The sequence below is a fragment of the Sphingomonas sp. Leaf21 genome (assembly GCF_916858675.1).
Classification (GTDB): Bacteria; Pseudomonadota; Alphaproteobacteria; order Sphingomonadales; family Sphingomonadaceae; genus Sphingomonas.
Genome location: NZ_CAKASM010000008.1, coordinates 67,783 through 80,423, shown reverse-complemented (window position 1 = coordinate 80,423; position 12,641 = coordinate 67,783). Strand labels below are relative to the sequence as shown.

General features: G+C 64.7%; 15 protein-coding genes. 9 read left to right on the top strand and 6 right to left on the bottom strand.

Annotation, left to right across the window (positions count from 1 at the left end):
- The first annotated feature begins 62 nt into the window (after positions 1-62).
- The 4 genes from LRP66_RS09110 (at position 63) to LRP66_RS09095 (ending at position 3,298) form a co-directional block, all read left to right on the top strand.
- Positions 63-1,142 (top strand): SufB/SufD family protein, encoded by a 1,080-nt coding sequence (locus LRP66_RS09110; RefSeq protein WP_230482184.1) that lies wholly within the window; start codon positions 63-65, stop codon positions 1,140-1,142.
- A gap of 139 nt (positions 1,143-1,281) precedes the next feature.
- Positions 1,282-2,487 (top strand): aminotransferase class V-fold PLP-dependent enzyme, encoded by a 1,206-nt coding sequence (locus LRP66_RS09105; RefSeq protein WP_230482183.1) that lies wholly within the window; start codon positions 1,282-1,284, stop codon positions 2,485-2,487.
- Positions 2,484-2,942: an SUF system Fe-S cluster assembly protein gene (locus LRP66_RS09100; RefSeq protein WP_230482182.1), complete on the top strand. Its 459-nt coding sequence runs from the start codon at positions 2,484-2,486 to the stop codon at positions 2,940-2,942. The genes LRP66_RS09105 and LRP66_RS09100 overlap by 4 nt, the downstream gene beginning before the upstream one ends.
- Positions 2,943-2,944: 2 nt before the next feature.
- On the top strand, positions 2,945-3,298 hold the full coding sequence (locus LRP66_RS09095) for a HesB/IscA family protein (protein WP_230482181.1): 354 nt from the start codon (positions 2,945-2,947) through the stop codon (positions 3,296-3,298).
- A 278-nt stretch (positions 3,299-3,576) separates the two neighbouring features.
- Here LRP66_RS09095 and LRP66_RS09090 read toward each other — a convergent pair whose 3' ends face one another.
- The 3 genes from LRP66_RS09090 to thpR are packed head-to-tail and all read right to left on the bottom strand — an operon-like array spanning position 3,577 to position 5,424.
- Positions 3,577-4,239: an HAD-IA family hydrolase gene (locus LRP66_RS09090; protein ID WP_230482180.1), complete on the bottom strand. Its 663-nt coding sequence runs from the start codon at positions 4,237-4,239 to the stop codon at positions 3,577-3,579.
- Positions 4,240-4,292: 53 nt separating this feature from the next.
- Entirely contained in the window at positions 4,293-4,829 is a 537-nt protein-coding gene (locus LRP66_RS09085) for a superoxide dismutase family protein (RefSeq protein WP_230482179.1), read from the bottom strand.
- Between the two features lie 43 nt (positions 4,830-4,872).
- Positions 4,873-5,424, bottom strand: coding sequence for an RNA 2',3'-cyclic phosphodiesterase (gene thpR, locus LRP66_RS09080; protein WP_230482178.1), 552 nt, complete (start codon positions 5,422-5,424; stop codon positions 4,873-4,875).
- Positions 5,425-5,547: 123 nt separating this feature from the next.
- Between thpR and LRP66_RS09075 the strand changes: the two genes are divergently transcribed.
- From LRP66_RS09075 to LRP66_RS09060, 4 genes are all read left to right on the top strand, one after another.
- Positions 5,548-6,294 (top strand): Bax inhibitor-1/YccA family protein, encoded by a 747-nt coding sequence (locus LRP66_RS09075; RefSeq protein ID WP_230482177.1) that lies wholly within the window; start codon positions 5,548-5,550, stop codon positions 6,292-6,294.
- A 79-nt stretch (positions 6,295-6,373) separates the two neighbouring features.
- Positions 6,374-7,153 carry a transglutaminase-like domain-containing protein gene (locus LRP66_RS09070; RefSeq protein WP_230482176.1) on the top strand — a complete coding sequence of 260 codons (780 nt, stop codon included), beginning with the start codon at positions 6,374-6,376 and terminating at the stop codon, positions 7,151-7,153.
- 65 nt (positions 7,154-7,218) lie between these two features.
- A complete protein-coding gene (locus LRP66_RS09065) occupies positions 7,219-7,494 on the top strand; it encodes a hypothetical protein (RefSeq protein WP_230482175.1) in 276 nt (91 codons plus the stop codon).
- Positions 7,495-7,761: 267 nt separating this feature from the next.
- Entirely contained in the window at positions 7,762-8,319 is a 558-nt protein-coding gene (locus LRP66_RS09060; protein WP_230482174.1) for a hypothetical protein, read from the top strand.
- A gap of 19 nt (positions 8,320-8,338) precedes the next feature.
- Here LRP66_RS09060 and LRP66_RS09055 read toward each other — a convergent pair whose 3' ends face one another.
- The 3 genes from LRP66_RS09055 to LRP66_RS09045 form a co-directional block, all read right to left on the bottom strand.
- Positions 8,339-9,070, bottom strand: a complete 732-nt coding sequence (locus LRP66_RS09055) for an extensin-like domain-containing protein (protein WP_230482173.1) — start codon at positions 9,068-9,070, stop codon at positions 8,339-8,341.
- Positions 9,070-9,828, bottom strand: a complete 759-nt coding sequence (locus LRP66_RS09050) for an NUDIX hydrolase (protein ID WP_230482172.1) — start codon at positions 9,826-9,828, stop codon at positions 9,070-9,072. The genes LRP66_RS09055 and LRP66_RS09050 overlap by 1 nt, the downstream gene beginning before the upstream one ends.
- A 208-nt stretch (positions 9,829-10,036) precedes the next feature.
- The gene (locus LRP66_RS09045) at positions 10,037-11,074 is read right to left on the bottom strand and encodes a DUF2971 domain-containing protein (RefSeq protein WP_230482171.1); all 1,038 of its coding nucleotides are present in this window, start codon (positions 11,072-11,074) and stop codon (positions 10,037-10,039) included.
- A gap of 350 nt (positions 11,075-11,424) precedes the next feature.
- Between LRP66_RS09045 and LRP66_RS09040 the strand changes: the two genes are divergently transcribed.
- Positions 11,425-12,015 carry a recombinase family protein gene (locus LRP66_RS09040; protein WP_230482170.1) on the top strand — a complete coding sequence of 197 codons (591 nt, stop codon included), beginning with the start codon at positions 11,425-11,427 and terminating at the stop codon, positions 12,013-12,015.
- Positions 12,016-12,641 lie beyond the last annotated feature (626 nt).

The following is a 12,641-nucleotide window of genomic DNA, read 5'->3' as shown; positions in this document are numbered from 1 at the left end:
GCTGGCCCCTCCACCACCGCTTCGCGGCGGTCCCCCTCCCCATCGAAGATGGGGAGGATTTGATGGTGGACGTGTTGGACCTTCCCTCGACTCGGGAAGAGGCTTGGCGCTGGGCGGATATCGACGCTTTGCGGCGGGCTGCTGAGAGCGAGCGTGTCCGCCCGGTCGCGGGGGCGGATCGTTTCCTCGACCTGCCCGGCGCGCGACTGCTGTTCGTGGACGGCGTGCTGGACGAAAGCGCCAGCAACCTCGGCCCGGTGCAGCTGACCCAGATCGACGCCAGCGACCATCCGCTGGGCAAGCAGGCGCTCGGGCGCGGCTGGTCGCTGCGGCTGGAGCGCGATGCCGTCGCTGACCCCGTGCAGATCGTCCATGTCGCCAGCGGTGCGGCCAATCACCTGCCCGCCGAGATCGTGCTGGCCGAGGATGCGGCGGCGCAGGTCTATGAGACCTATGTCGGGCGCGGCTGGACGAACCGGCTGACCCGCGTGAAGCTGGCGGCATCGGCGCGGCTGATGCGCGCGGTGCGGCTGTTGCAGGACGACGGCTTCGTGTCGCTGCGCGAGGAAGCCGAGCTGGGCGAGGGCGCGAGCCTGATCGCGACCTTCCTGGCGGCGGGCAATATGGGCGTGCGGATCGACGGCGGGATCACCCAGACCGGCGACGGCGCCTATGCCGAATTCGGCGGCGCGCTGCTGACCAGGGACTCGTTGAAGCAGGAATGCGCGGTGTCGCTTCGCCATGCTGCGCTGAACGGCCAGAGCCATCAGCTGTGGCGTGCGGTCGCTGCAGATCGCAGCCAGGCGAGCCTTGCGGCGCGGGTCGAAGTCGCGCGGGATGCGCAGAAGACCGATGGCGAACAGTCGCTTCGCGGCCTGCTGCTCCAGCGGACGGCGACGGTGAACTTGAAGCCCGAGCTGGAAATCTTCGCCGACGACGTGAAGTGCGCGCATGGTGCGACGGTGGGCGAGCTGGATGCCAAGGCGCTGTTCTACATGCAGAGCCGGGGCATTCCGAAGCCCCGCGCGCAGGCGCTGCTGACCCGCGCTTTCGTGGCCGACGCGATCGACCGCATCGGCAACGAGGTGGTGCGCGAGGCCTTTGCGGCGGACGCCGACGCCTGGCTGGAGGCGGCGCTTTGAGCTTCGCCACGCAATTCCTCCCCATCTCTGATGGGGAGGGGGACCGCCGCGAAGCGGTGGTGGAGGGGCGAGGGGCTTGCCCCTCCACCATCGCTGGCGCGATGGTCCCCCTCCCCAAGCACAGCTTGGGGAGGATTTGATGGTGGGCGCTTCCCCCCTGAACCGGGTGGCGGATTTTCCGGCGATTCCGGATGGCTGGGCCTATCTCGACACCGCCGCGACCGCGCAGAAGCCGCAAGCCGTGATCGACGCGATCACTCGCGCATACGATACCAGCTACGCCACCGTGCATCGCGGCGTCTATCAGCGCTCGGCCGACATGACGGTGGCGTATGAGAAGGCGCGCGAGGCGACCGCGCGGTTCATCGGCGCGGGTTCGTCGAACGAGATCGTCTTCACGCGCGGCGCGACCGAGGGGATCAACCTCGTCGCGCAATGCTGGGCCGCGACGAACCTCAAGGCGGCCGATCGCATCCTGTTGTCGATGCTGGAGCATCACTCCAACATCGTGCCGTGGCAGATGGTCGCCGAACGGCTGGGCGTCGCGATCGACGTGCTGCCGCTGACGGCGGACCACCGCATCGACCTGGACGCGATGGCGCAAATGCTGACGCCCGCACACAAGCTCGTGGCGCTGGGCCATGTGTCGAACGTGCTCGGCTCGGTACTCGACGCGCGCCGTGCGGCCGATCTGGCGCATGGCGTGGGCGCGAAGATCCTGCTCGACGGGTGCCAGGCGGTGCCGCGCATCGCGGTCGATGTGCAGGCGCTGGATTGCGACTTCTACGTCTTCTCCGGGCACAAGCTCTACGGTCCGACCGGCATCGGCGTGCTGTGGGCCCGGCCCGAGCTGCTGGAGGCGATGCCCCCCTATCAGGGGGGCGGGTCGATGATCGACCGGGTGAGCTTCGCGAAGACCACCTATGCCCCGCCGCCCGGCCGGTTCGAGGCGGGGACGCCGCATATCGTCGGCGCGCTGGGGCTCCATGCCGCGATCGACTATGTGTCGGCGATCGGTCTGGACGCGATCCATGCCCATGAGGCGGCGCTCGTCGCGCAGGCGCGGGACGGGCTTTCGGCGATCAATTCGGTTCGCTTGCTCGGCCCCGAGGACTCGGCGGGAATCGTCAGTTTCGCGGTCGAGGGGGTTCATCCCCACGATATCGGCACCATATTGGACGAGAGCCGGGTGGCGATCCGTGCGGGCCATCATTGTGCCCAGCCGCTGATGGAGGCGCTCGGCCTGCCCGCCACCGCGCGGGCGAGTTTCGGCGTGTATAACGGACCCGATGACGTCGCGGCGCTGGTGGATGGCGTCCGGCGGGTCACGAGGATTTTCGGATGAGCGATTACAAGGTCGAAGAGGTCGAGAGCGTCGAGCAGCCGCCCAAGGCGCGGGTGCAGGACGTGGTGGAAGCGCCCGTGGAACGGCAACGCGACTATCTGTCGGGTTTCCTGTCGCAAAAGCCGACCACCGACGATCCGACCCAGCCGGGCGGGGCGCTCTATGACGGGATCATCGACGCGCTCAAGGATATCTTCGACCCCGAAATCCCGGTCAACATCTACGACCTGGGACTGATCTACGGCGTCGAGGTGACCGAGGGCGGCCATGCGGTCGTGACCATGACGCTGACCACGCCGCATTGCCCGGTCGCCGAGTCGATGCCGGGCGAGGTTGAACTGCGCGTCTCGGCGGTGCCGGGAATCGCGACGGCGGACGTCAACCTCGTCTGGGATCCGCCCTGGGATCCGCAGAAGATGTCGGATGACGCCAAGCTCGAATTGGGGATGCTGTGACCATGGCGACCACTTTGCGGGCCCGTCCCGCCGCGCTGAACCTGACGCCCTCCGCCGAGGCGCGGATCGCCGACCTGATGGCGCGCGCGCCGGAAGGGGCGATCGGGGTCAAGCTGTCGACCCCGCGCCGGGGCTGTTCGGGCCTCGCCTATTCGGTGGACTACGTCACCGAGGCCAAGGCGTTCGACGAGAAGATCGATACGCCGGGTGGAACCCTGTTCGTCGATGGCGGGTCGATCCTGTACCTGATCGGATCGACGATGAACTGGGTTGAGGACGACTTCACCGCTGGGTTCGTCTTCCAGAATCCCAACGCCAAGGGTGCGTGCGGGTGCGGGGAGAGCTTTACGGTTTGAGGGGGCGGTTGCCCGCTTCTCCATTCCGTTCGCGCTGAGCGAAGTCAAAGAGCACGCCCCGAACCATTGTCCGGAATCCCTCGGCCTTCGACTTCGCTCAGGCTGAACGGAGGTTGAGGGGAAGGGCGACCTTTTCCCCCTGCCGTTCCCCGGCGAAGGCCGGGTCCCAGTTTCTACTGGCGTGCGATGGCGGTGATCCGCCGCGTCGGAGGCAGAGAACCGGCGCCCTCGGGAATGCGACGCAACTCGACCCCGGCCTTAGCCGGGGTGGCAAGTGCTTAAACCCGGTGCTCCAGCCGCAAATTCGCGCCGTCCCATTCCACGGCCAGATCGCGATAGTCTTTCACGGTCGCATGGGGGGTATCCATCGTTCCGCGATGCGTCTCGGTAATCACCACCACCGGCATTCCCGCCGCATTCGCCGCCGCGATCCCAGCCGGGGCATCCTCGAACGCCAGGCAGTCCTGCGGCGCGATGCCCAGCCGCTTCGCACCCAGCAGGAAGCCGTCGGGCGCGGGCTTGCTGCGCTCCGCATCCTCGGCCGTTACGAACACACCGGGCAGCGGCAGGCCCGCCGCCTTCAGCCGCACTTCCGCCAGCCGTCTCGGTGCCGAGGTCACGATCGCCCAGCGATCCGCCGGTAGCGCCGCGAGGAACGCCGCCGCGCCGCCGATCGGCACCACATCGTCGACATCGAGCATTTCCGCCTCGGTCAGCGCGTGCGCCTCCGCGACGGGATCGACACCGGGCAGGTTCAGCCGCCGGATCGTCTCGACCGACTGGACACCGTGGATCGTCGGCAGGAACGCTTCGACATCGAGGCCGTGGCGCTCCGCCCAGCGGCTCCAGGCACGCTCGGCGGAGGCGATCGAACTCAGGATCGTTCCGTCCATGTCGAACAGGAAGCCGCCAAAGGCGCGGCTCGGCAGGGCTGTGGTCATCGATGCTCCGGAACGGAAAGGCCCCGCCGTCGCGTGACGGCGGGGCGGGGGCGTCAGTTGGCCTGGAACACGCCGCAGGCGATGCGGCCGCCGCTGTTGCCGCTGGGGTCGGTCTTCAGGTCGTCGGCACCGGCGTGGATGATGATCGCCGAGCCGTCGGCGTCGAGCAGCCCCGCCATCGTCGCGCCCGGCAGCACGACGCCGAGCGTTCCGCGACCGTCATTCCCGACCGTCATGTTGGGCATGTCGCCCTCATGCGGCCCCTGCGGGTTCATGCTGCCATGCTGGCGCTGGGTCGGGTTCCAGTGGCCGCCCGCCGTGGTGAAGTCGGGCGCGTCGCAGCGGCCGACCGTGTGAATATGCACGCCGTGCATCCCCGCAGGCACGTTCATCGCGTCGAGCGTGATGCGCAGGCCGCCAGCCACCTCGGTCGCGGTCGCGCGGCCCGCATCGGTGCCGGTCGCGGTGCGCAGGCTGGCGGTCGCGCTGGGCCCGCCGGGGACCGGGGAGCCGGTTTCCATCTTGGTCTGGTCGCAGGCGGCAAGCCCCAGCGTGACGATGCCGGCGGTCATCAGAGCGAGATATTTCATGTCGGAAACTCCCTGGTGGAACGAGATGAATAGGTCCGGCATGTCATCCGCCGGTATCGAGCGGCCAACGCATCACCGGTTCATAGGATGCGCCGCCATGCCCCAGGTGACTTTGATAGAGCAGAATATGCGTCATGGCGAACGGCGTGCTGGACAGCCCGGCATGAACCGCGCGCCAGTCCGCGATCTCGGGTGCGGCGCCCGCCGAGCGCGGCAGACGCGCGAGTGTGACGTGCGGACGATAGGCGCGCGATTCGGGCGGCAGCCCGGCGCGGACACAGGCCTGATCCACCTTGCGATGCAGATGCGCGAGCGCCTCCTGCGGCGCGACCCCGGCCCAGAGCGTATCGACGCGCCCGCGATGGTCGAATGCGCCGACGCCCGCGATCCGCACCACCGGGGCGGGGGCATGGACCTGGCCCAGCGCGGCGGCGATGTCCTCGGCCACCGGGCGATCGACCTCCCCGATGAAGCGCAGCGTCAGATGAAGCTGTTCGTCATCCTGCCATCGCGCCTGCGGCACGCCGTCCATCGTATCGGCCAACAGATCGCGAATGGCGGGCGGCGGGCGCAGGGCGACGAACAGGCGGAGCATGACAAAACATGTCTATCGCATTCTGCAGGCGCGACGGGAACCACTGCCGCTTGAAAAGCGTCGCGGAGAGAGCGATATTTCCACCAACCGGCATCTGGCCGGGCAAAGGAGCAATAGTTCACCATGGCAAACTGGTCTGATCCACGGCCGAGCGCCGCGCCGTTCGGAACCACGGCCAACACGGGCTCGACCGCCTATGATGCGGGTCTGCGTTCGTACATGCTGTCCGTCTACAACTACATGACGTCGGGCGTGCTGCTGACGGGTATCGTCGCGCTGCTCTTCGCATGGGGCGGGCGGGACAGCATGGCCGCGCAGGTCTTCCTGAACGGCGGCGCGCTTCGCTACGTCATCATGTTCGCGCCGCTCGGCTTCGTGTTCGCGCTCAGCATGGGCGTGACCCGCATGAAGACCTCGACGATGCAGCTGCTCTTCTGGGCGTTCGCGGTCGTCATGGGCCTGTCGCTCTCGACCATCTTCCTGGTCTATAGCGGCGGTTCGATCGCCGGCGCCTTCTTCGCGACGGCGGCAGGCTTCGCGGCGCTGAGCCTTTATGGCTACACCACCAAGCGCGACCTGTCGGCGTTCGGCACCTTCCTGATCATCGGCCTGGTCGGCCTGATCGTGGCGAGCGTGATCAACATCTTCCTGCAGTCGGGCACGATGGGCCTGGTCATTAGCTTCATCGGCGTGCTGCTGTTCGCAGGGCTCACCGCCTATGACACGCAGCGGACCAAGTCGATGTATTACGAGGTGCGTGGCACCTCGATGCAGGACCGTGTCGTCATCATGTCGGCGTTGAGCCTGTATCTCGACTTCATCAACATGTTCATGTTCATCTTGCGGCTGACGGGTTCCAGCCGCGACTAATCCTCGGCCCGCGGGTTGAGACAATGGGGCCTGGCGGAGCGTCCGCCGGGCCCTTTTTGCTGGCAGAGGATAATCGGCGATGCGCCTGTCGATCGACGTGACACTGGACTATGGCCTGCGTGAACCGGCGGATATCCTGCTCCAGATCGAGGTCGCCGCGATGGCCGACCAGCGGCTGGAGCACCAGTCGCTGACCATATGGTCCGACCATGGCATGACCGCCGTGCCCGGCGAGGACGGGATCGGCCAGCGTTGCTGGGTCCGCGCGGACCATGCTTTGATCGCCCGGTACGAGGCGGTCGTGGCGATCGAGCGGCCGGTGCTGCGGCTGGACGGGATGCGGGCGACCCCGGCGCGGGCGTTGACCGGCGACCTGATCCCCTATCTGCTGCCCAGCCGCTATTGCGAGTCCGACCGGCTGGAAGGGTTCGTGCGCAAGCGCTTTGGCGGACTGTCGGGCGGCGCGATGGCGGCGGCGTTGATCGACTGGGTCGCGACCCGGCTCGACTATCGCTCGGGCAGTTCCAGCGGGGTCACGACCGCGCTCGATACGTTCGGGCTGCGTAGCGGGGTCTGTCGCGACTATGCCCATCTGCTCGTCGCGCTGGCGCGTGCGGCGGAGATTCCGGCCCGCTGCGTCTCCGCCTATGCGCCGGGTGTCGATCCACCCGATTTCCATGCGGTGGCGGAACTGTGGCTGGAGGGAAGCTGGCATCTGGTCGACGCGACCGGCATGGCGCGCGCCGATGAGATCGCTCGGGTCTGCGTCGGACGCGACGCGACCGATATCGCCTTCATGACCGTCTTCGGCGAGGCACAGCTTTGCGACCAGCGGGTCCGTGTGCGTCGGCTGGACTGAGGCGCGGCAGGAACGGTTGCGCTCGCTGGCTCGTTGACCCGGTCCACTCGTGATGGGGAAGTGACATGAACGACAGCATCGACGACCGCGCGCTGGACAGCGTTTCGGTGGCGCCGGGCGGCGAACAGGCCGAACAGGGCAACCGCCCGACCCCGCCCGAACAGGGCGCCGGGCAGGATCCGGATATCGCCGCCGACCTCGCCAGGAACCCCGAGGATGTCGACGCGCAACTCGACGAAAGCCTGGACGAGTCGATGGATGCGAGCGACCCGCCCTCCATCACCCAGCCGGGCCGCGACGGTCCCGCGGAGTCTTCGGGCTATACCGAAGAGGATCGCTGATCCCCATGTCCGGGCGGGCGCCGAACGCGCGCCGCCCGGACTTGCGGCAGACGCGCGTCGACCGGGCGAAACCGGCTTGCCGCGTTTTGAACTATTCGGTCGAGTGTTCCCGTCGTTCCGGAAATTTGTGGGCGCCATGCACCGTTCGTCGCAATCAATGTTGCGGTGCGGCGCATTTCATGGTCGTCTGCTCCCGGCCCGTTCAGCATTGCGTTAACCAGACAGGCGCATGATGTCCGGGTGGTTTCGATGGGCGGGGTGAAGGATATGGGATCGAGGAACAGACCGGCCGAAGGCACGATGACGCTGGCCGAGATGAAGGAGTTCGCCGGGTTCGCGGCGGCGACGCAGCGCTATATCCGGCGCTCGCTGGACATCGGCCTGGACCGCGAGGATGCGATGACGCGCTGGTCCCGCGACGTGGTGGAGGCGGCCAGCATCCGGGCCCAGGCGCGGCTCTATCGTAATCTTCCCGAGATCCGGCACCTGATTCCGGTCGACAGCGGGCTGGAATCGCTCGAGCCCTTCATGGCCCCCTTCGTGACGATCGCGGCGTTCGACCTGGGGCAGGGGCGGCTGACGAGCTTTTCGGCGTTCCGCTTCCTCTATGAGCGGCTGGTCGGTGCCGAGGTTCGGCCATGGTTGCCGTCTGTCTTCTGCGCCGCTGCGGCCTTGCCGCATCTCCACCCCGAGCTGCGTCGCAAGCTGCTCCAGTCGATCAGCGAGGCGGCCGCCACCGCTGCGGGCTGGTCGAGCCGTCAGCCTGCCTTCTTCCCGCACTGGGTGGAAAAGGTGGACACGAACGGCACGTCGCTGGCCAACTGACCGCCGGGCGGCGCGCCGGTCATCGGCAGGCGCGCCAGCCCATCGGGCCGCGATAGGCCTGGTCCAGGTGGAAATGGTCGGCATGCGCGGCGTTATAGTCGGGGGAGAGGGTGGTCGCGAACAGTGCGCACGCCCCGTCACGCACCTGATGAAGGAACCGGCCGACCGGCCCCTTGTCGCGCCAGTCGCGAAGGACGCTGATCCGCCGCCCGTCGCTGAGGCGGAATCCCGCGATATCGACCGCATTGGCGCGGGCATGTTCGCTCCAGTCGCTCGAGCTTCGTCCATTGATCCGGCGGCAATTGTAACTGCCCAGATGGTCGATCGCGACCACCTCCGCGCCCAGCAGCGCGCGGGCGGCGGGTTGCAGATCGTTCCACTCCCATAGCGCCAGCGATGCCGCGACCGGGCATGACACGCCAAGCGATGCCGGACGATAGCCGATCGATCGCGCGCCGCCCGTGCCGAAGCGCACCGCGTCGTCATAGCCGCACTCGCCGTTGCCGGAACGAGCGGGCAGGGCGGTATAGCGGATCCCCGCGCGGTCGAGCAGCATCAGGCACTGGGCGCGATCCCGGGTCAGCGCGGTCAGCTTGCGCCCGGTGAACACCCCGACAGGCTGCCCCAGGTCGAGCGGCGCCCAGGGCACGTCCTGCGGCCGCTGTCGCACCCAACCCCAGAGCAGCAGCGCCAGCATCGCCGTACCGGCGATCACGACCAGAACGGTCGTCCATCGGCGCAGGACGCGCATCAGCCGCGGCGCGCCGTGGCGAGCGGCTCTGCGGTGATCGGATAGCCCAGATCGTCGGGGATACAGATCGATGGCACACCGTCGCGCTCCGCCTGAAAGGGAATGATGCGGCGGATCGGCCAGGCGCGGGCATCGGCCTGCGCGGATGCCAGGTCGGGATGCTGCGCCAGTCGCTCCAGCGTCCGGCGCGTCGGAAGGATGATGCGGATCGCGCCATCATCCGCCGCTGCCAGCCATGCCTGCGCCGTTCTCCAGCCCGCGCCCACGGTCTCGTTGCCATCGATGATCGGGGTGGATGCCTCGCGCGGCATTCCCGCCAGATAGAAGCGGGCGTCGAAGCGGCGCACGGGCACATGCTCAGGGCACCAGCGCGCGAAGGGCGTCAGCGCCGTCAGGTCGAGCTTCAAGCCATGGAAGGCCAGCGCCTCCGCGAACGGCGTCCCCGCCGCCACCGCAATACGCAACTGCGCCATGGTGGCGTCATCGGGACGGGGCAGGAAGGCGACGGCGAGTCCGACCTCTTCGATCGTTTCGCGAATGGCGGCGATGCGGGCGGCGACTTCATCGGCATCGACCGCGTCGGCGGGGACCATCGCATGGTCGCCCGGATCGACCCGCCCGCCCGGAAAGACCATCGCGCCGCCAAGAAAGGCCAGCGAAGCCCCGCGCTCGATCATCAGGATTTCGGGAGGCGCGCCCCGATCCGCGCCGTCGCGCATCAGGATCGCGGTCGCGGCGGGAATGGGATCGGCGATCATCCTCGCGTCAACGCACGGCGCGGGCGATCGGGCAAGCGGCGGGCGGATCGATGATGGGAGAAAATGTCATCGGCGTGATGGTCGATGATCGGGGTGGTGGAGCTGAGGGGAATATCTAATCAGCCCCACGAATGGCGGATTTCCGCGGTTTTCTGAAAGAGCGTCGGGACGGTTCTATTAGCCCTTTGTACTAGCGGAGGCAAGCCCCTCAAGACAAGGACAGCTTGATAGGTAGGCCGTTCCGCCAGCGCGCTTGCGATATCGTCACCGGCTGCGAACTGCCCATGCCACTCAGAGCCGTTCGCATTCCTTCGACCTCGCTCTCAGTTGCTCCCTCCCCGATTATAATCTCTTTCAAGGCTGGGATAATCGGTGCGCTTCGCTCCTGCCCATGAGGCGTATTTATCATCAGTCTGGTTTCGGCTTCATGTGACCAGCCATCGTACTTTGTAAGAAATAGACTTCGCCAATGCGCTTTAAGGTGAGCGCCTGCATACAGACTTAGCTCAGTTGCATTGTACTCATCGTAATTTACGACAAAGCCGCTTCTGACATTAAGACTATTACTGTCGGAAAAATAAACGATATCCCCCATGATAATGGGATTATCATACTTAATCGCCAATGAATGCAGCAATTCTCTTCTATCAAAGACAAGGACCGCTCCACTACCCGACGAACCATCAAAGGTTTGATGTCTGCGGGAATAATGCGCCCACATGCTTGGCTGTTTCCAACCTGATGCGTCAAGCTTACCTTTGGCTTCTTCATCCCAACGCATTGTATCCTTAGAGAAAGATGCAAAAGACCAAGGTTCTTTCAAAACTTTGCTAAGCTCTAAGCTTAAATCGATCGGCATTAATCCGGGTGCCGTATGGTCCTTACAGGCAACGTCAAACCACCACGACTGACGCTCGCGGTCGTCATTAGCCTTTGCAAATGGTGACAACCTTAGCTGTCCGCTTTCAACAATCGATTTTGCGCTAAGAATGTTTGTGTAGTGGTAGATTGGCCCCGGAGTAGGCGGAATACCATCAACGATCTTATCATTGTGGACGATCATAACTGACGCGCTATTAGTAAATGGCGGCACTTGCTCAGTATTAAACTGGATGCCCTCCAATACGATCTCCGCGCCCGGCTCACCTGCTTCGCCAGTCTCCCCATAATACAGAACGGAGCCGTCGTAACAGACCCTGATATCTGCGTAGCCCTTTCGGGTAAGAACGACAAAGCAAATGGCCATAGAGGGTTGATACCGCCTACGACCTATTTTCGGTAGTGATATGCGAGAGGGCAATCAAACAAGAGTGAGCGACCGTTTACCCCGTATACCCACCCTGCCCAGCCTCACACGATTATGACACGCCTAGCGCGACCTGCATTATTGCGCGTAGTCTCCATCCCTGCATGACGTGTCACAGTTGCGATGATCCAGCCCAGCTAGATCGACACGGCATGACTAGCCCTTGCCGGTGACATGTATCTAAATCGACCGGTTACGATACACGGGGGATCATTGTATCGGAACATAGCTTGACACAGGTATCGATACAGTAGATATAGCGATGCACGTTATCGATACAGGAGGCCATAATGGCTCGCACCTTCGCTTACTGCCGTGTCAGCACTGCCGATCAGACCACAGAGAACCAAGCTCGGGAGATTGAAGGGGCAGGCTTCAAGGTCGATCCCAAGCGTATCGTAGCTGAGACGGTGTCGGGGTCCGTTGCTGCTATGGAGCGCAAGGGCTTTGCCAAGCTGGTCGATAAGCTGGAAGCCGGGGATATCCTGATCGTTACCAAGCTCGATCGGCTAGGCCGCAATGCCATGGACGTTCGGGCCACGGTCGATAGCCTCGCTAGTGAGGGCGTGAAGGTGCATTGCCTAGCCCTTGGTGGCGTCGATCTGACCAGCCCCGCAGGCAAGATGACAATGGGCGTTATCGCTGCCGTAGCTGAGTTTGAGCGGGACTTGCTGGTAGAGCGGACGCAAGCCGGTCTGAGCCGTGCCAAGGCTGAGGGCAAAACCCTTGGCAGGCCATCGGCCCTTACCGCTGAGCAACATGCCGCCATCCGGTCGAAGCGGTCACAGGGCCTGTCTCTTGGCGCCCTCGCTGCCGAGTACGGGGTATCCCGCGCTGCCATTCAACGGGTCGAGAAGGCTGGCGCATTGCAGGCCCGCTAGATTGGCCAGAGACGGCCACAGGAGTCGATATGGGAGGCTCTGGGTATCGACCTAGCCGGGATGCCTTGGCGGCCCTGTACGGGGCTGTATGAGGCTGGCCAAGTTGCGCCATAAGTCGGACGGGCATTTCGGGACCGTTAGGCAATGGGAACCCTCACGTATCTATATGTTGAGATATCCCTAAGGAATTAACAGGCACGATCTAGTCCTAGACCTGATCTAACACCGCCTTACGTGCGACCATGAGGTTGTGCGGCTAGTACCATTAATACCATTCATTACCGCCAGCGTCCGTTTAGCCGGAGCAACGTAAGCCGCATCAGCGGCAGGGCATACGCAACTGCTAAGATACTGAAGGCCGCAAGGCTTAGCTTAAGAGCGACGGGCTGTGCCATCTTTGATTAGATGATGCAGGGTATCGGACCACGGGCAATACAAGCTGCGCTAATCAAACTCAACGATCATGCTGCTGTAGTGCTCCTCCATAGTGACAGAACGGATTTACTCAATCCGGATATCTATCTGTCCGGGGGGACCACGGGATACAGCTACATCTATCAAATCTAACGATCATACTAGCAGTATAGATCATTGGTACTCTACGGCTTGCATCCGTATATCTCATG